This window comes from Flavobacterium cerinum (assembly GCF_004028155.1).
In the GTDB taxonomy this organism is placed as follows: domain Bacteria; phylum Bacteroidota; class Bacteroidia; order Flavobacteriales; family Flavobacteriaceae; genus Flavobacterium; species Flavobacterium cerinum.
The window spans coordinates 259,669-277,639 of sequence record NZ_SBII01000001.1 but is presented as its reverse complement, the minus strand read 5'-3'; the positions used below and the strand labels follow the sequence as shown (position 1 = coordinate 277,639).

Annotated in this window: 18 protein-coding genes and 2 tRNA genes; 10 read left to right on the top strand and 10 right to left on the bottom strand. The window is 37.5% G+C overall.

What is annotated here, in order from left to right; genetic code table 11:
- Window positions 1-68: 68 nt before the first annotated feature.
- Window positions 69-710: a polysaccharide deacetylase family protein gene (locus EPI11_RS01300; RefSeq protein WP_128388148.1), complete on the top strand. Its 642-nt coding sequence runs from the start codon at window positions 69-71 to the stop codon at window positions 708-710.
- Here EPI11_RS01300 and EPI11_RS01295 read toward each other — a convergent pair.
- From EPI11_RS01295 to EPI11_RS01285, 3 genes are all read right to left on the bottom strand, one after another.
- On the bottom strand, window positions 707-1,003 hold the full coding sequence (locus EPI11_RS01295; protein ID WP_114756316.1) for a thioredoxin family protein: 297 nt from the start codon (window positions 1,001-1,003) through the stop codon (window positions 707-709). The genes EPI11_RS01300 and EPI11_RS01295 overlap by 4 nt on opposite strands.
- Window positions 1,004-1,078: 75 nt before the next feature.
- Complete coding sequence (locus EPI11_RS01290) at window positions 1,079-2,311, bottom strand: metallophosphoesterase (RefSeq protein ID WP_394343626.1); 1,233 nt, start codon at window positions 2,309-2,311, stop codon at window positions 1,079-1,081.
- Window positions 2,312-2,357: 46 nt separating this feature from the next.
- Window positions 2,358-2,726, bottom strand: coding sequence for a winged helix-turn-helix transcriptional regulator (locus EPI11_RS01285; protein WP_128388146.1), 369 nt, complete (start codon window positions 2,724-2,726; stop codon window positions 2,358-2,360).
- On the opposite strand from EPI11_RS01285, the gene EPI11_RS01280 reads away from it, so the two are divergent.
- From EPI11_RS01280 to EPI11_RS01270, 3 genes are all read left to right on the top strand, one after another.
- Complete coding sequence (locus EPI11_RS01280; protein WP_128388145.1) at window positions 2,686-3,231, top strand: DoxX family protein; 546 nt, start codon at window positions 2,686-2,688, stop codon at window positions 3,229-3,231. The genes EPI11_RS01285 and EPI11_RS01280 overlap by 41 nt on opposite strands.
- A gap of 125 nt (window positions 3,232-3,356) precedes the next feature.
- Window positions 3,357-6,188, top strand: a complete 2,832-nt coding sequence (polA, locus tag EPI11_RS01275) for a DNA polymerase I (protein ID WP_128388144.1) — start codon at window positions 3,357-3,359, stop codon at window positions 6,186-6,188.
- Window positions 6,189-6,230: 42 nt separating this feature from the next.
- Window positions 6,231-7,553, top strand: a complete 1,323-nt coding sequence (locus EPI11_RS01270; RefSeq protein ID WP_128388143.1) for a serine hydrolase domain-containing protein — start codon at window positions 6,231-6,233, stop codon at window positions 7,551-7,553.
- Between the two features lie 29 nt (window positions 7,554-7,582).
- Here the strand turns inward: EPI11_RS01270 and EPI11_RS01265 are convergent, their stop codons facing one another.
- The gene (locus EPI11_RS01265; protein ID WP_128388142.1) at window positions 7,583-8,608 is read right to left on the bottom strand and encodes a LacI family DNA-binding transcriptional regulator; all 1,026 of its coding nucleotides are present in this window, start codon (window positions 8,606-8,608) and stop codon (window positions 7,583-7,585) included.
- Between the two features lie 391 nt (window positions 8,609-8,999).
- Here EPI11_RS01265 and EPI11_RS01260 point away from each other — a divergent pair, with 391 nt between their 5' ends.
- Both EPI11_RS01260 and EPI11_RS01255 read left to right on the top strand, forming a co-directional pair.
- A complete protein-coding gene (locus EPI11_RS01260; protein WP_128388141.1) occupies window positions 9,000-9,749 on the top strand; it encodes a ferritin-like domain-containing protein in 750 nt (249 codons plus the stop codon).
- Between the two features lie 24 nt (window positions 9,750-9,773).
- Window positions 9,774-10,607 carry a ferritin-like domain-containing protein gene (locus EPI11_RS01255; RefSeq protein WP_128388140.1) on the top strand — a complete coding sequence of 278 codons (834 nt, stop codon included), beginning with the start codon at window positions 9,774-9,776 and terminating at the stop codon, window positions 10,605-10,607.
- A gap of 61 nt (window positions 10,608-10,668) precedes the next feature.
- Here the strand turns inward: EPI11_RS01255 and EPI11_RS01250 are convergent, their stop codons facing one another.
- Genes EPI11_RS01250 through EPI11_RS01240 form a run of 3 tightly spaced genes read right to left on the bottom strand, consistent with a single transcriptional unit; the run spans window position 10,669 to window position 12,961 of the window.
- Window positions 10,669-11,622, bottom strand: a complete 954-nt coding sequence (locus EPI11_RS01250) for a polysaccharide deacetylase family protein (protein WP_128388139.1) — start codon at window positions 11,620-11,622, stop codon at window positions 10,669-10,671.
- A 3-nt stretch (window positions 11,623-11,625) separates the two neighbouring features.
- Window positions 11,626-12,018, bottom strand: a complete 393-nt coding sequence (locus EPI11_RS01245; protein WP_128388138.1) for a DoxX family protein — start codon at window positions 12,016-12,018, stop codon at window positions 11,626-11,628.
- Between the two features lies 1 nt (window position 12,019).
- The gene (locus EPI11_RS01240) at window positions 12,020-12,961 is read right to left on the bottom strand and encodes an NADP-dependent oxidoreductase (protein WP_128388137.1); all 942 of its coding nucleotides are present in this window, start codon (window positions 12,959-12,961) and stop codon (window positions 12,020-12,022) included.
- Between the two features lie 86 nt (window positions 12,962-13,047).
- Here EPI11_RS01240 and EPI11_RS01235 point away from each other — a divergent pair, with 86 nt between their 5' ends.
- Complete coding sequence (locus EPI11_RS01235; RefSeq protein WP_128388136.1) at window positions 13,048-13,899, top strand: AraC family transcriptional regulator; 852 nt, start codon at window positions 13,048-13,050, stop codon at window positions 13,897-13,899.
- 10 nt (window positions 13,900-13,909) lie between these two features.
- On the opposite strand, the gene EPI11_RS01230 is transcribed toward EPI11_RS01235, so the two are convergent.
- The 3 genes from EPI11_RS01230 to EPI11_RS01220 form a co-directional block, all read right to left on the bottom strand.
- Window positions 13,910-14,353: a hypothetical protein gene (locus EPI11_RS01230; protein WP_128388135.1), complete on the bottom strand. Its 444-nt coding sequence runs from the start codon at window positions 14,351-14,353 to the stop codon at window positions 13,910-13,912.
- A gap of 109 nt (window positions 14,354-14,462) precedes the next feature.
- Window positions 14,463-14,544 (bottom strand) — tRNA-Leu (locus tag EPI11_RS01225).
- Between the two features lie 175 nt (window positions 14,545-14,719).
- Window positions 14,720-14,801 (bottom strand) — tRNA-Leu (locus tag EPI11_RS01220).
- Window positions 14,802-14,946: 145 nt separating this feature from the next.
- Between EPI11_RS01220 and EPI11_RS01215 the strand changes: the two genes are divergently transcribed.
- The 3 genes from EPI11_RS01215 to EPI11_RS01205 all read left to right on the top strand — a co-directional run bounded on the left by EPI11_RS01215 (window position 14,947) and on the right by EPI11_RS01205 (window position 17,870).
- Window positions 14,947-16,335, top strand: coding sequence for a dipeptidase (locus EPI11_RS01215; RefSeq protein WP_128388134.1), 1,389 nt, complete (start codon window positions 14,947-14,949; stop codon window positions 16,333-16,335).
- A 172-nt stretch (window positions 16,336-16,507) separates the two neighbouring features.
- Entirely contained in the window at window positions 16,508-17,056 is a 549-nt protein-coding gene (locus EPI11_RS01210; RefSeq protein ID WP_128388133.1) for an RNA polymerase sigma factor, read from the top strand.
- On the top strand, window positions 17,046-17,870 hold the full coding sequence (locus EPI11_RS01205) for a hypothetical protein (protein ID WP_128388132.1): 825 nt from the start codon (window positions 17,046-17,048) through the stop codon (window positions 17,868-17,870). The genes EPI11_RS01210 and EPI11_RS01205 overlap by 11 nt, the downstream gene beginning before the upstream one ends.
- Window positions 17,871-17,971: the final 101 nt, after the last annotated feature.

Genomic DNA, 17,971 nt, shown 5'->3' with positions numbered 1-17,971 from the left:
TACTATTCTTAACTTTGAGATGCAGTACTTTTTTATATAGTACTGCATTCTTTTTTAAAAGTAATAGTATGAAATTGTATTGGGTAAAAACACGATGGTTTATAAAGAGATTCTTTTCCGGCTACGTTTGGGATATTCCTAATAACAACAAAACGGTTTATCTTACTTTTGATGATGGCCCAACCCCTGAAGTCACCGAATGGGTTTTAGGACAGCTAAAAACCTACAATTGTAAGGCTGTCTTTTTTTGTATTGGCAGCAATATAGAAAAGCACCCTGATATTTTCCAGAAAGTAATTGATGAAGGCCATACCATAGGCAATCATACCTATAATCATGTTAATGGCTGGAATACTGAAAACATGTCTTATTTAGAGAATATGGAAGCCTGTGAACAATCCATTACCAACAGAGCAAGCAACAGTAATGCAAAGCTATTTCGCCCGCCCTACGGCAAAATAAAAAAGCAGCAGGCAAAAGAAATTAGAGAGAAAGGCTATAAGATAATTATGTGGGATGTGCTTAGTGCAGATTTTGATACCTATATAACGCCAGAACAGTGTCTGCACAATGTTATAGATAATGTTACCGAAGGCAGCGTAATTATATTCCATGACAGCGTCAAGGCATTTCCCAATCTGGAATACACCCTTCCCAAAGTTTTAGAATATCTAAAAGAAAATGGATTTAGTTTTAGTACGATAAATTAGATCTGCTCCTGCACAAGTCCGATAATGGTATTGGCATCCAGTTCGCCCGACTGCCTCCATACCATTTGACCGTCTTTATAGATCATCAGAGTAGGAAGTCCTTTAATCCTTAACGCATCAGCCAACTCCTGGTTTTTGTCAACGTCAATTTTTATGACTTTTGCCCTATCACCAAGCGCTGCCGCAACATCCCTTATAACGGGGTGCATTGATACGGAAGGCTCATTCCACTCTGTATAAAAATCAATCAGTACAGGTACCTGGGAGTTTATAAGTTCTCCAAATTTTGACATAAAATTGAAATTTTAAAACTGACTTTAAAACTTTTTTGTAAGTAATTATTATACAAATATAACATTTTTACGAAATTAGCCTACTCTTTCGCCTTTTTTTAGTTCGATAACAGTAATTTCCGGCCAGATCCCTACACGACCAGGATAGGCATGAAACCCAAAGCCACGGTTAACATAAATATATCTACCTAAATTTTCATACAAACCAGCCCATTGTTTGTAGCGGTATTGAACAGGGCTCCATTTTATAATTCCCGGAATTTCTATACCAAACTGCAAACCGTGTGTATGCCCGCTAAGCGTTAACTGATAATTGTTTACATTGCTTTTAACCTCATATTCCCAATGTGATGGATCATGGCTCATTAGTATTTTAAAGTCTTCCGGCTTTACTCCTACCGATGCTTTAGAAAGATCGCCCGCCTGTTTAAAGCCTTCACCCCAGTTCTCTACTCCAACTAATGTTATTTGCTGTCCGTCTCTTTCCAGTTTTATATTTTCATTAAGCAATAGCTTAAAATCAATCTGCCTGTGCAGGTCTTTAATTGCATCAAAGTTGTCCTTCTTGTCTTTTTCCGATGGCCAGGTAACATATTCGCCATAATCATGATTACCTAATACCGAATATTTCCCCATAGCCGGAGTTTCAATACGTTTAAAAGCATCGATCCAGGGGTGCATTTCGGTAGCATGAGTGTTTACAATGTCTCCTGTAAACAATATAATGTCTGACTTTTGGGCATTGATCATATCAATAGCATGATTGATCTCTTCATGATCATCAAAACTACCACTATGAATATCTGAAATCTGAGTGATGGTCATTCCATCAAAATTATCTGGAAGATCCGGGAAAAATATAGTCTGCTTAATAACCTTGAAATTGTACTTCCCTTTTGTCATACCATAAAGCAATGATAAAAACGGAATAGCCGCCAGTCCTAATGCTGCCTGGCTTACAAACTTTCGCCTGTCGGGCAGGAACGATTCATTACTGTTACCCAAAAACTCTTTCATAAAGCCATCGAATACCCTAATCACATCTTCACCAAACATTACAACTGTAATGATTATTTTAGGCAGGAACGTTATAAGCAGCAAACCCAGTGTAAGCATGGTTTGTTTTGTCTGCCCTACACTCCTGTCAAACTGAGTAAACTGATAAGCAATATAAATAATGATGAGTAGTGAAACGACAAGATAAGTATACTGAACCCATCTTATTTTTGTGAGTGTTTTTACAGCCTGAAAGGTATAGATTTCAATAAGAGCAACAAAAACAATGAATAATATCCAACGAAACATAATGTCTTTTTTTTATTAACGAATAAAGCAAAAAATTGTTACAAATAATCTATTTGGCGGTAACACCATTAATAATACGTTGCCTGTGCTGTATGCCCCAGTTACGCAGTTCTTCTATCACTTTATCCAATGAGTATCCATATTCTGTAAGCGAATATTCAACCACCACAGGAATAGTGTCGTAAACAGTACGCTTCACGAGTCCATGCATCTCAAGGTCACGCAATTCCTTAGAAAGCATCCTGTCGGTTATTTTAGGTATTTCTTTAGCCATTTCGCCAAACCTCTTTTTACCTAAAGTAAGAGAAATTAATATCGGCAGCTTCCATTTACCATTCAACACATCGAGGGCATCTCTAACGGGAAGTATCATCCCCATGCATTTCCCTATTTCCAAATGTTCTGTATCTCTTCTCATCACTATACCGGTTGATAGCACTATACACAGGTATAGTACTTACTTTCGTATAGCAAATGTAAATACATTTGTTTCAACAAAAACACTAAAACCCAAAAAAATGAAATACACCCTTTTAGCAGGGAGAATATTATTCTCTTTAATTTTCCTTTTATCGTCTTTTGGTCATTTTTCCGAACCTTCAATAGGCTACGCAGCTTCAAAAGGTGTACCAATGGCTTCGTTCCTTGTTCCTTTATCAGGAATTATAGAACTAATTGGTGCACTAAGCATAATCTTAGGCTATAAAGCAAAATATGGCGCATGGCTTATTATCCTGTTTTTACTACCTGTAACAGTTATGCTTCATAATTTCTGGACAATCTCAGACCCAATGGCGCAACAAATGGATATGGCGGCATTTATGAAAAACATTTCTATGATAGGCGGCGCACTAATTATAGTCCATTTCGGTTCAGGTCCACTTAGTCTTGGCAACAGGAATAGCAGTCGTGCTTCCGTTTAATACTTATTCTTTCTTATTCACTTTTAAAGCCGCATCAAACGATGTGGCTTTTGTTTAAAGTTTCATTATACAGGTACTTCTTATTCTGCATCGGTTTGCTTATTTTTACACCAAATTGATTTTACATGTCACAGAAAAGACTCTTCCTACTTGATGCATATGCCTTAATCTTTCGTGGTTATTATGCCTTTATAAAAAACCCAAGGATCAACTCTAAAGGAATGGATACCTCGGCTATTATGGGGTTCATGAACTCGCTTCTCGATGTTATAAAACGTGAAAAGCCCGATCACCTTGCCGTAGCATTTGACAAACAGGGAAGTTTTGTGCGTACCGAAATGTTTACGGCTTACAAAGCTAATCGTGACGAAACACCCGAAGCCATAAAAATTGCAGTTCCTTATATTCAGGAACTATTAAAGGCAATGCACATACCTGTTATTGAATTAGCAGGATGTGAAGCGGATGACCTTATTGGTACAATTGCAAAACAGGCCGAAAAAGAAGGCTATAAGGTGTTCATGGTAACACCCGATAAAGATTTTGCACAATTGGTTAGCGAAAACATATTCATGTATCGTCCGGCACGTATGGGTAATGGTATCGAAATTTGGGGTGTTCCGGAAGTTCTGGAACGTTTTGAAATTGAAAGACCGGAGCAGGTTATTGACTTTTTAGGAATGATGGGAGATGCTGTAGATAACATTCCCGGATTACCGGGTGTAGGTGAAAAGACTGCTAAAAAACTGCTTAAAGAATATGGCTCAATGGAAAATCTGTTGGCCAATACCCATGAATTAAAAGGTAAAATGCGTGAGAACATTGAAGCAAATGCCGAACAGGGTATTATGTCAAAAAAACTTGCTACCATTATAATTGATTGTGACGTTACCTTTAACGAAGAAGATTATGAACTTACAAAGCCAGATACCGAAAAGGTAGAAGCTTTATTCAACGAACTTGAATTCCGCCGAATGGCAGAACAGTTTCATAAACTGTTTGTAGATGGCGAAAATAGTAGTGATACTCCTGTATTGACTCACGCTCCATCTAAAGCTGCTGCAAAAAATGACCAGCAATTTGATTTATTTGGAGGAGACAGTACCGATGAAACTGCTGCTGCAACTACATCCGGCTTTTACAATACTATCGAGAACACCGATCATTTTTACCAGGCCGTACAAGGCAATATTGCTACCGGACTATTACTGCGTGATCTGCAAAAGCAAACCAGCGTTTGTTTTGATACCGAAACCACAGGTGTTAATGCCCTTACTGCCGAACTGGTAGGAATGTCATTTTCATGGGAGAAAGGCAAAGGATTCTATGTTCCATTCCCTGCAGACCGCGACGAGGCACAGGAACTGATCAATAAATTCATTCCGTTTTTTGAAGATGAAGCTATTGAAAAAATAGGCCAGAACTTAAAATACGACCTTGAGATACTAGCCAATTATAACATCACGGTAAAAGGTAAATTATTCGACACCATGATCGCGCATTACCTTATAAATCCGGATATGCGTCATGGAATGGATATATTAGCAGAGACTTATCTAAAATATTCTCCTGTTGCTATTGAGACCCTTATTGGTAAAAAAGGTAAGGGACAAAAATCGATGCGTGATGTAGAGATTGAACTGATAAAAGAATATGCTGTTGAAGATGCCGATATAACACTACAATTAAAAGAAGTATTTGCTCCAATGCTGGACGAGACAGATACCAAAAAACTTTTTGACGAAATAGAGATCCCTCTTATGCCGGTACTTGCTGCCATGGAACAGGAAGGTATCAACCTGGACACGGCCTATCTTAAAGAGTTATCAGCAGAATTATCCAGTGACATTAAAAGGCTGGAACAAAAAATATATGAAACTGCCGGAGATCCTTTTAATCTTGCTTCGCCAAAACAATTGGGTGAAGTATTGTTTGACCGACTTAAAATAGGCGGCAACAAACAAAAGAAAACTAAAACAGGTCAATATGCTACAGGTGAAGAAGTACTTTCTTACCTGGCAAATGACAATCCTATTGTACAGGAGATACTGGAATGGAGACAGCTTGTTAAATTACAAAACACCTATGTAGAAGCATTACCATTACAGGTAGAGCCAAAAACAGGGCGTGTACATACTGACTATATGCAGACAGTAGCTGCGACCGGACGTTTAAGTTCTAACAATCCTAACCTGCAAAATATTCCTATCCGTACTGAAAGAGGAAGACAAATTCGAAAAGCATTTATAGCACGCGATGAAGAATACACGATTGTATCTGCCGATTACTCGCAAATAGAATTACGTATTATTGCTGCATTGAGTGGTGATCCGGAAATGGTCCGTTCGTTCCAGAATGGTGAAGACATTCACGCAGCTACAGCAGCAAAAGTATTTAATGTACCCTTAGCCGAAGTAACCCGTGAGCAGCGTAGCCATGCAAAAACGGTAAACTTTGGTATTGTATATGGTGTATCGGCATTTGGACTGAGTAACCAGACTTCATTAAGCCGATCTGAATCTAAAGATCTTATTGACGCTTACTACCAAACGTACCCAAGGCTTAAACAATATATAAGCGAACAGGTAGAAATAGCAAGAGAGCAGGGTTATGTACAAACTATATCGGGCAGACGCCGTTATTTAAAAGACATTAACTCTCAAAATATGGTCGTTCGAGGCGGAGCTGAGCGTAACGCCGTTAATGCCCCTATACAGGGAAGCGCTGCCGATATTATAAAAATAGCCATGATCAATATCCAAAAAAGGCTTGTAAACGAGAACTGGAAAAGTAAAATGTTACTTCAGGTACACGATGAGCTTGTTTTTGACGTTCATAATAGTGAGTTGGAACGCATCAAACCAATGATAAAAGAAGAAATGGAAAGTGCTTTTGTACTTGATGTTCCTTTGGAGGTAGATCTTGGAGAAGGCCGAAACTGGCTGGAAGCGCATTAATTCCAATCGATTATACTCGTTTTATCGTCAATTTTACTGATCATGAAAATACCATTTTTAACCTTATTTACTTTATTATTTGCCCTCACTGGCTTTGCTCAGCATGAGGGTGCAAAATTTGAGAAGATAGACAGTCTATTAAACTACCTGTATCAAAACAACAAGTTCATGGGCTCTGTTGCCATACAGGAAAAAGGAGAGATTGTTTTTGAAAAAGCATATGGCTTTGCTGATGTCGAAAACGGTGTTGCTGCCACTCCGGTAACAAAATACAAAGTAGGTGCTGTTACAAAAATATTTACTTCTTCTATTATTTTTCAGTTGGTCGAAGAGAAAAAACTAAAGCTGGACACTAAACTTTCGGAGTTTTTCCCAAAGATTAAAAATGCAGGCAAAATTACCATTGCTGATATGCTAAACCACAAAAGCGGTATTTTAAACTATACTGCCGATGCACAGTTTTTGGTTTATCGAAACAAACTGCAAAACAGGAAAGATATGGTTACAAGGCTGGAATCTTACAATGCCGCTTTTGAACCGGGAGAAAAAAGCGATTACAGTGATTCAAATTATCTTCTTTTAGGATACATTATACAAGACATCACTAAAAAATCATACAAAGACAATGTAATGGAAAGGGTGGTAAAACCTGCCGGACTAAAAAATACGTACTACTTTACAAAAATAAACCCTAAAAAGAATGAGGCCTACTCCTACTCTTTTGTGAATGGAAAATGGGTTAAGGCAGACGAATGGCACGAATCGGTTATCGGAGCATCCGGTGCTTTAGCGTCTACCGCCAGTGATATGACTAAATTCATTAAAGCGCTGTTTGATGGGAAGATCGTTAAAAAAGAATTACTGGATATCATGACCCGTACTGATATGGCTTATGGCAGTGGCATCTTTGCTTTCCCATTTATCGAAAGAAAGTTCTTTGGTCATAATGGAGGGATAGAATCATTTAATACAGTAGTTGGATATTACCCTAAAGACCAGCTTGGCTTTGCGCTTTTGGTAAATGGCGATAATTACAACTATAATGATATTGTCATGGGTGTTTTGAGCTGCTATTACAAACTGCCTTATCTTTTCCCTAACCTCAACAGTGCAAAGATCGACGAGACAGTTTTAAAAAGTTACGAAGGTATTTACAGTACACCATCACTGCCTTTTAAAGTAAATATCAAATTAGTGAATGGAACACTTATAGCCCACGCTACCGATCAGGGATCTTTCCCTTTGAACCCGCTTAGCGAAACAATATTTAATTTTGATCCTGCCGGGATTACAATGACCTTTAGCAAAAAAGGATTCATTTTAAAACAAGCAGACGGTATGATTACCGAATTTAAGAAAGAATAAAAAAAGGACTCGATTGAGTCCCTTTTTTGTTATAGTTTACGTGTGGATTCACGTTGTCTTAATTCTGTTTTAATCACCTTGGTTATGTATGGTGCGGGTTCTTTCGATTTATCTTCCAGTCGATTGATAAGCATTTCGGCAGCTGTTTCACCAATCTCAGGTGCGTGCTGGCTTACTGTAGAAAGACTCGGCGTTAATCTTTTTGACCATACGCCATCGGCAAAACCAATGATCTGTAATTCTTCAGGAATTTTTATTCCTTTCTTGATCGCTGTTTTCATAGCCATTACAGAGGCATGCTCATCTAATGCAAAAACACCATCAATTTTTTTAGTATCAAACATTACCTTAAGTTTTTCATCAAATTCATCAGTATTGTCTGTACACAGTATTATATCTTGATTCACGGTATAGCTATTATCCTTAAGTGCTTTCTTATACCCCTGAGCACGAAGCTTACCTACACTCAAATTATCTATGGTAGATACCAATGCAATGTTTTTACACTTTAGTTTTATAAGGTGGTTTGTTCCATTGACTGCAGAATCAAAATCGTCAACAATTATTTTATCACAGTTTACCTCATCGGAAATCCTATCGAACATCACAATAGGCAGATCATCGGCAATAGCCTCTTTGAAATGTTTAAAGTTCTGTTCTTTTTGAGTTTCTTCAGATATTGAAAGTATAAAACCATCTATAGTACCATTACTAAGAACTTCCATTGCATGTATCTCCTTTTCAAGCGATTCGTTAGATATACACGTAATCACATTATACCCTCTGTCATTAGCCGCTTTTTCAATACCGCTAAAAACCTTAGCAAAAAAAGGGTTAAGTATATTAGGAATTATTACCCCAATGGTCTTAGAACTTTTATTCTTAAGGTTTACAGCAATATTGTTTGGCTTATAATTTTTAAGCTTAGCAAATTCCTGCACTTTTATTTTTGTAGGCTCACTTATTTCCGGGCTGTTACTTAGCGCTTTAGACACTGTAGATATAGATACGTTAAGTTCTTTTGCTATCTGTTTTAATGTAGCTTTTTGTTTCATGGCCTTCTATAAAATTTATACCGTAAAGTAACGAAAAAAATGAAAGTTTAGCCTGGCTATTGAAAACAAAACATTTTATCAAAAAATAAAGCTCTAAAAACCAAACAAATACAAACGCCCAAATGTTAAAGGAATTCTAAATTTATATAGGTTAACCTACATAAATTCCATAATTACAAAAACAGCATCATTTTAGTTAAAACAACACTACACAAGCTACCCCATGAATTACCAAGTTGATGTTTTCATAAAATATACTTAAAAAACATAACAACTTGCTATTTACAAAAAACCATAACAAACTAATTAGCGTAAGTAAAAGTATATTTTATAAAAATCAACGAATCAAGCTGCCACACCTATCACATTATTAACCTATTAATTTTCTTAGATTATGAAAAAAGTAAAAGTAGAGGAAGTACGATCTAACCTGCAGAACAGGCGAAACTTCCTTAAAATTAGCGGGCTTACCATTGCAGGTGCAGGGCTAATAATGGCCGGATGCAGCAGTGACGATGATGGCGGAAGTAAACCGGACAATCAGCTTCCCGGCGTTAGAAACGGCATCTTTGATCTTGGGGGAGGCGACTTGGGCATACTTACTTATGCTTATGCATTAGAGCAGCTGGAAGCCGATTTTTATACCAGAGTAGTAAATGGCAACAATTTTGGAAATGTATTTAACAGTGAAGAACAAGCTGTACTTACTGATTTATACAGACACGAAGTAATTCATAGAGAGTTTTTTAAAACAGCAATATCAGGAGTTATTACAAGTCAGGATCAATTGCTTCCTAACCTGCAATTTGATTATGGCCAATTGAATTTTAGCAGCAGAGATCAGGTTCTGGGCACTGCTAAAACACTTGAAGATACAGGAGTAGCGGCCTACAATGGTGCAGGAAGATATATTACCAGTGCTAACTACTTATTAATTGCCGGTAAAATTGTTTCTATAGAAGCAAGACATGCATCGGCAATAAGGAGCCTACTTAATCCGGGATCTGGAGATTTTGCCGGAGATGATGTTGTTACAGTAGCAAATGGTTTGGGCCAGGCCAAAAAACCATCGCAAATTATTACTGCAGTATCCGGACTGGGTGTTATCAAAACAGCATTCTCGGCTCAATTCTTACCATAACCAAACCCTTAAAAACGCGACATCATGAATATTATAAAATTTATAGAGTCATTTACTAACGAAGGCATGATAAACAGCCTTGCAAATAAAGGCTCAAGAAGAGATAGCTTATTACAGTTCCAAAAAATGGGATCTACTGCTGCAATGGCGGCCGTACCACTTGGACTGGCAGCATTATTAACTCCAAATAAAGCGAATGCATCTATAACTGCATTTTTTGGACCTACAGCAACGCCTACATCTGCGTTACAACTGGCGCTAACACTGGAATACCTGGAAGACGAATTTTACGATATAGCACTAAGTACAGCTGGACTAATCCCTACTGCTGACCGTGATATTATTGCACAGATATCCAAACACGAAAATGCTCACGTAGCATTCTTAAAATCGGCACTTGGTGCTGATGCTCCGGCAAAACCTACATTTGACTTTACAGGAGCAAAAAGCGTAAATGGCGGAGGACCATTTGATGCATTTGGAGACTACCCAACTTTCCTTGCCCTATCACAAGCTTTTGAAGATACAGGAGTACGTGCCTATAAAGGACAGGCAGGTAATCTTATCTCTAACGGAGACCTTCTTACTGCTGCATTGCAAATACATTCTGTAGAAGCGATGCACGCATCACAAATAAGAAGACTTAGAGGCCAAAAAGGATGGATTGTAGGTAATGACCGTGGTGGATTACCCGTACAGGCTCAAGCTGTATATAATGGTGAAGAAAATGCAATACAGGCAGGATTCAATACTTCAGGAGTAAACGGTATACCTGCAGGAGCAGGACCGGAATCTTTTGACGAACCGATAACAGGAGACGAAGCAGTTACTATTGCAAGTCTGTTTATAGTTGGATAATACTAAAATTGGTTTATGTTAAAACAGCCCGGGGTGTTGGTTCCCGGGCTGTTTTTTTATTTTATTCTCTTATACTTGTTTTATCTTCAAGTGTCATTTTAGCGATCTCATCTTTTCTCTTAAAACTAACACCAGTATGTGTTTGGATATACTTAACAATATCCTGCGTTGCTTTTACCATTTGAGGTGATCCGCCTATACGATCATGAAAACTAATAGACATCTGCCTGCGCTTAAATTCTGATTCTGCATACAACTGATCGAATTCCATTTTAACCTGATTCACAAATTGATCTGTCGAAAAGTTTTTACCTTCGATAAGCAGGATATCATTACAGCGCAAAGTATAGGGTACAACTGCAAAATCTTTATTATTGACTTTAATAATAAAAGGCTCGTCGCGGCTCAAATCGTCTATATGGTATAAAAAGCCTAACTCCTGCAATATTTTAAGTGTGTTCTCACCCCTGCGCAGCCAGTTAGCATTATATCCAACAGGTGTAAAACCTGTTATATTTTTTACCGCATCTACCCCATCTTTAATAAATTTCTTCTCAGCTTCATAAGACAGATTATACTGTGATGACCAGTCCATACCATGCGCTGCAGCTTCATGTCCTCTCAGCACAATTTCTTTCGCCAGCTGAGGGTTTTTTAATACTGCCGACCCTACCATGTGTGATGTTACCTTTATACCCAGCTTATCCCAACTATCCAGCATACGTGGAATACCTTCTTTATACCCATAAGCATACCAGGTAGCCGAAGGAAGATCTTTATATCCTTTTTCAAGGTTTTGAGGAAATGGGCTTTCGGCATTATCAGGCTGACCACCCGCTTCAAACTGCATGGATACTGACACCACCATTCTTGAACCATCTGCCCATTTTGTTTTTTCTGAGAACAATGGTTTAGTATTATTATTCTCCGAAACAAAAAGCGATGTATTAGGTAGTATCATTCCGGCAACACCAAGAGTCCCTGCTTTTTTTATAAAATTCCTTCTATCGGTCATGGTTTATTTTTTAATAAGGTTATCTAACGCAAATGAGTTGTTTCGAATAAAATGAATGAGCACTGCAAAAAATGCTGCATGTATAAGTTGCGAGGGTACTGCCTCCCAATTCTCTGTAAGGCAGCTGCCAAAAACGAGCAGTACCATAACAAAACCACCCGCAAGACCTACCCGTTTTATGAACAAACCCAAAATCAGCATTATACCTATAGTAAACTCTGCTACTGGTAAGACATAACTAAAAGGCATTACAATTTGCTGTGGCAGCATAGAATTTCTAAAACTATCAATCATCCACTCACTAAAAGCAGTTAGCTTAGGCAGGCGTACTAAACCGTGCCCCAGCATACTAACGCCAACAGCAAGCCTTATAATCAGAAAGCTATAAGCATTCATATTATAAAGTTACTACTATTTTACCCACAGTCCTGCCGCTTTCTATATACTGGTGAGCTTCATGCATTTTATCAAAAGGAAACGTTTTAGAAACATGCGATTTCAGTTCGCCTCTTTCAAGCTGTCCTGCCAGGGTTTCCATATCCTTCCCATTTGAAGTTACCATAAACTGGTAGCCATTAATACCTAAAGCTTTTGCTTTATCCATAACTTCTCCATTCAAATTGGACGGAAGACTAATTATACTCCCTCCATTCTTAATAACTTTTAAAGAACGGTCAATGTTATCACCTCCAATAGTATCATACACAAAGTCAATATCGCTTACTACATCTTCAAAACGATTTTCTTTATAGTCGATATGTTCATCGGCACCAAGCCCAAGCACGAAATCCCTGTTTGCAGAAGATGATGTACCTATAACATAAGCTCCCAGGTTTTTAGCGATCTGAACAGCATAGTGTCCAACACCTCCCGCTGCCGAATGGATAAGTACTCTGTCTCCTTTTTTTATTTTAATGAGATGGCTGATCGACTGCCATGCCGTTAATGCTGCAAGTGAAGCAGCGGCAGCCTCATTATGAGAAACGGATGCCGGCTTTAGAGCTAATTGATCTTCTGGTGCGGCAACATATTCTGCATAAGCTTTTCCATGTCCCGGAAAATTTACCATTCCAAAAACAGCATCGCCTACTTTAAACTTTACAGCTTCAGGTCCGGTTTTAGTAACAATCCCCGAAACATCCCAACCCAATATAAGCGGCATAAATTCTTTAATCTTTCCCGCAATACCAATACCTGCTCTTGTTTTTGCCTCTACAGGATTAATACCAATTGCTTTTACCTCTATCAGTACTTCGTTTCCATTTAATTCTGGCAAAGGCAGTTCTGTATATTCCAGGTTCTCAACGCCTCCAAATTCTTTTATTATAATTGTTTTCATGATTTATATTATTTTATAAAGCAAATTTATACCGTAAAAAAAACAAATAATGGTATTATTTTTCTATAATATTGTACTTTTGTGCCATGAATAAAGAACATCTATACCAGCCGTTTGAGATTGTTTATAAATCGCTGGACGAATGTCCTAAGGGAGAACATAAACATATGTTTTTTGAATTAGTATATATCATATCAGGGACGGGAAGACAGTGTATTAATAAAAATAAATTTGATTACCGCGCCGGACATATGTTCCTCATTACACCTGAAGATTGTCATTCTTTTGAAATAGATACCACTACAGAGTTCTTTTTCCTGAAGTTCAATGACATTTACATTAAATCAAAAGCCTTTCATTCTGAAGATATAGAAAGACTGGAATATATACTAAACAATGCTAACCATCAGCCCGGATGTATTTTAAAGAACATTTCCGATAAAACACTGGTGAAACCAATTGCAGAAGCTATTATTAGAGAATATGTTAATCGCGACATATACAATAAAGAACTGATACAGCAGCTTGTAAATACTTTGATAGTAGTTGTTGCCCGTAATATTGCTAAATATTTACCTGCGGCCGTAGACGAAAAGACAGAAGAAAAAGCACTGGATATAATTAATTATATCCAAAAGAATATTTATTCTCCAGCTCAGCTTAGAACAGATATAATGAGTAGCTATTTTGGTATTTCTGAAACATACTTAGGTAAATATTTCAAGAAGAATACAGGCGAGACCATACAAAAGTATATAATCAACCATCGTATGAAGCTTATAGAAGCACGCCTTAAATTCAGCGACAAGCGAATTAATGAAATATCGGGTGAGTTTGGCTTTACCGATGAGAGCCATTTTAATAAGTTTTTCAGGAAGAATAATGGTGTAAGCCCCTCTGTATACAGAAAAGAAGCCGCACAGTTACTAACAGCATAAACCTAAAAGCTTATCGGCGTAGTTTATCTTTAAGGAAATCCAGCCAAACCGATTCCAGTTCATGAACAAGATCAGGTTTAATAGCAATGCCTGATGATTGTGTAGACCAATGCTGCGAAGCTAAAGCACCCGACTTTAATACATCTAATGCCAATATTTCTTCTTTATAAGGATCTAGCAGCCTGTCAAAATTCACTAATATTCGCATCCTTGGCTGGCCACGATGATTTTCACCTATAAATGGCTCTGATGAAATAAATCCGGATCCCATAATTCCTTTAGGCTCTTTTCCCAATTTAATAAGGTAGGCTTTATCTCCTTCGCGTACTGCTTTATGACTTGCACAGCTCCAGGCATCCACAAATATACCGGTTTCAGCAAGGTCTTTAACATCTTGTTCCAAATCAGGCCATTCCCATTTATCAGGATTCCAGGCAAATAAAAAAGCACGCATATTGTATAATTTTAATCCTGAAGATACAAATTATACAAGGTTACAGCAAAACACTTTAAAAAAATCAGGGAATAAAAAAGCCTCTGAGACATCAGAGGCTTTTGAGTTGTGCGGGTGAAAGGACTCGAACCTTCACACCGTGAGGCACCAGATCCTAAGTCTGGCGTGTCTACCAATTTCACCACACCCGCAGGCAGATAATAAAACCGATAATTTGTTTCATTATGAGAGTGCAAATATACAACTACTTTTGTAATTTCAAAGCAAACAAAGGCTGAATTATCTCAAAAAAGTAAAAAAATTATTAGCGAATATTGAGGGGATATAATAGAAAAAGCCTCTGAGACATCAGAGGCTTTTAAGTTGTGCGGGTGAAAGGACTCGAACCTTCACACCGTGAGGCACCAGATCCTAAGTCTGGCGTGTCTACCAATTTCACCACACCCGCAGGTCGATAATAAAACTGATATATTCGTTTCATTAATACGGGTGCAAATATACGCATGTTTTCTTATCATCAAAGAAAAAATTCAATTTTTTTGCACTTAATTTTTTCGTAGTTTTGACCTACAACCGTATATCATTAATTTAGAATGGATAACATAAAAAACTATGTCCAGGAAAACAAGGACAGATTTATAAATGAACTAATTGAACTGTTAAAAATACCATCTGTAAGTGCCGACAGTGCTTATTCACAAGATGTAATTAATACTGCCGACGCTGTAAAAGCAAGTTTAGAAAAAGCTGGATGCGATTTCGTTGAAATTTGCGAAACTCCGGGCTACCCTATTGTATATGCAGAAAAAACAATAGACAAAAACCTGCCTACTATATTAGTATATGGACATTATGATGTTCAGCCTGCCGATCCAATAGAACTATGGACTTCCCCTCCTTTTGAACCGGTTATCAAAAAAACCGAGCTTCACCCGGACGGTGCCATATTTGCCCGTGGTGCCTGTGATGATAAAGGTCAGATGTACATGCACGTAAAAGCACTGGAGTACATGGTTAAAAACAACACTTTACCATGTAACGTGAAGTTTATGATTGAAGGTGAAGAAGAAGTAGGATCACCAAGCCTTGCATGGTTTGTAGAACGCAACCAGGAAAAACTTAAAAATGATGTTATCCTTATCTCCGATACAGGAATGATATCTAATACCCAGCCTTCTATTACTACAGGACTAAGAGGTCTTAGCTATGTAGAGGTTGAAGTTACAGGACCAAATCGTGACCTACACTCAGGTTTATATGGTGGTGCTGTGGCAAATCCTATAAACATACTGGCTAAAATGATTGCTTCGCTACATGACGAAAATAATCATATTACCATTCCTGGATTCTATGACAGGGTTGAAGAACTTTCCCGTGAAGAAAGAGATGAAATGGCTAAAGCTCCGTTTTCACTTGATGCTTATAAAAAAGCTCTTGATATCGAAGACGTATATGGTGAAGCTACTTACACAACAAACGAAAGAAACTCTATCCGTCCTACGCTTGACGTAAATGGCATTTGGGGTGGTTATACAGGTGAAGGTGCTAAAACAGTTATTGCAAGTAAAGCATTTGCTAAAATATCGATGCGCCTTGTTCCGGATCAGGAATGGAACGAAATTACCGAACTGTTCACAAAACACTTTGAAAGTATCGCTCCTAAAGGCGTTACTGTAAAAGTAAAACCTCATCACGGAGGTCAGGCTTATGTAACTCCTATTGACAGTATTGGTTACCGTGCTGCTGCCAGTGCTTATGAAGAAAGCTTTGGCATCAAACCAATCCCTGTGCGTTCAGGAGGCAGTATTCCTATCGTAGCCCTATTCGAAAAAGAATTGAAAAGCAAAACCATCATGATGGGCTTTGGTCTTGATAGTGATGCCATCCACTCCCCTAACGAACATTTTGGTATATTCAACTACCTGAAAGGGATTGAAACTATCCCATTATTCTACAAATATTTTACAGAGATGTCTAAATAATTTTAGGCTTTATGATATTAATCCGCCCATGTGGCGGATTTTTTTGTACCCGTTCCAACCATCTACTACTTAATCTGCATCTTTACTATAAATACCCTATTTCATTTTAAACAACTTGTTAGGAAACAGAACCATTTGCATATTTGATAAAACACACGTCTAAAATTAATTAATGACCGATAAAGAACTCATTTCAGGATGCCTGAAACAGGATCGATTAGCTCAGCACCAGGTGTATAAAAACTATGGCACTAAAGTTATGGGCATATGCAAACGCTACATGAAAGACAGAGAACGGGCAGAAGAAGTAGCAATGAATACTTTTATTTTGGTTTTTCAAAAGATAGAACAATACAAAACGGAAGGTAGCTTTGAAGGATGGATTTTAAAAATAGCGGTTAACAGCTGCCTGATGGAACTGCGGAAGAAAACCCGCTTTAACCTTGAAGTATCTCATGATGATGTACAGCTATCAACTAGAGATGAGGGTTTGACAGATGCGTATAATAATGATATCGAAGCAATGCTTAAAACCTTACCCGAAGGCGCACGGATTGTTTTTAATCTCTATGCCATAGAAGGATACAAGCATAGCGAGATAGCCAAACAGTTAGGTGTTTCTGAAGGAACATCGAAATCACAATTGCATTATGCCAAAGAGAAATTGAAAAGAACTTTTTTTAGTTCGGCTAACTTTAATACAGTAAATCATGGAAGATAAAGAACTCTATACTTTTTTTAAAAACCAAAAGCAGGTATTTAACGAAGTACCGAGCGATTCGCTTTGGGAAAAAATAGAATGCGGACTTGATACTAAAATACAACAAAAACCGAAGCCTAATTCTTTAGTGTTATTTATAAAAGTTAGTGTTATTGTTGCTGCACTTGTGATCGTTGGCATAGCTTATAATGTTTTTACACCTAAAAAAGAGCATACAGCCCCTATTAAACAGATTGTAGAACAGAACTTACCTATTAAAAAAACAGAGAACATAATCCGTACTATACCAGTTACCACACACCAAAAAGAATTACAAAGTGTGCAGCAGAATGCGAATGACACTGTAAAGAGAAAGAAAATTAAACCTGAAACTGTTAAGGCAATACATTTTAAAGCTTTTACTGCTATACTATCGCCAGAAACAGACAGTATCATGAAAAGCCGCACTACTGTTATTACCCCTCTTATTACAACAACAACTTCGCCAGGACGTATAATAATAACAACAAAAGACAAGATCTCAAAAAACCAGTTTGACGAGCTTACTTTAAAAGCATTAGAAAACAATAAAAATGCATCGGGTACTATGATTATTGTTAGAGCTCCGGGACATAAAATATTCAGGAAGGTGATACAAATACCTACAAGTAATTTTAATATTCAAAATCAGGATACGGTATTGAATGGTATAACTCTAAAACGATATTACACTAGCGGGGAGACGCTATTAATAGGCGAAAAAAATAAAATTTTAGAAACTAAGGAAGCTAAAACACCTAAAAACGATACGCTGAAAATTTCATTCGAAAACTGAAAACAGACACAAAACCTATAAAAAAACCCAAATAAACAACCTAATACCAGTTAGTTACTCCGCCCTTAGTGGCGGTTTTTTTATTTATATTTATAAAATTT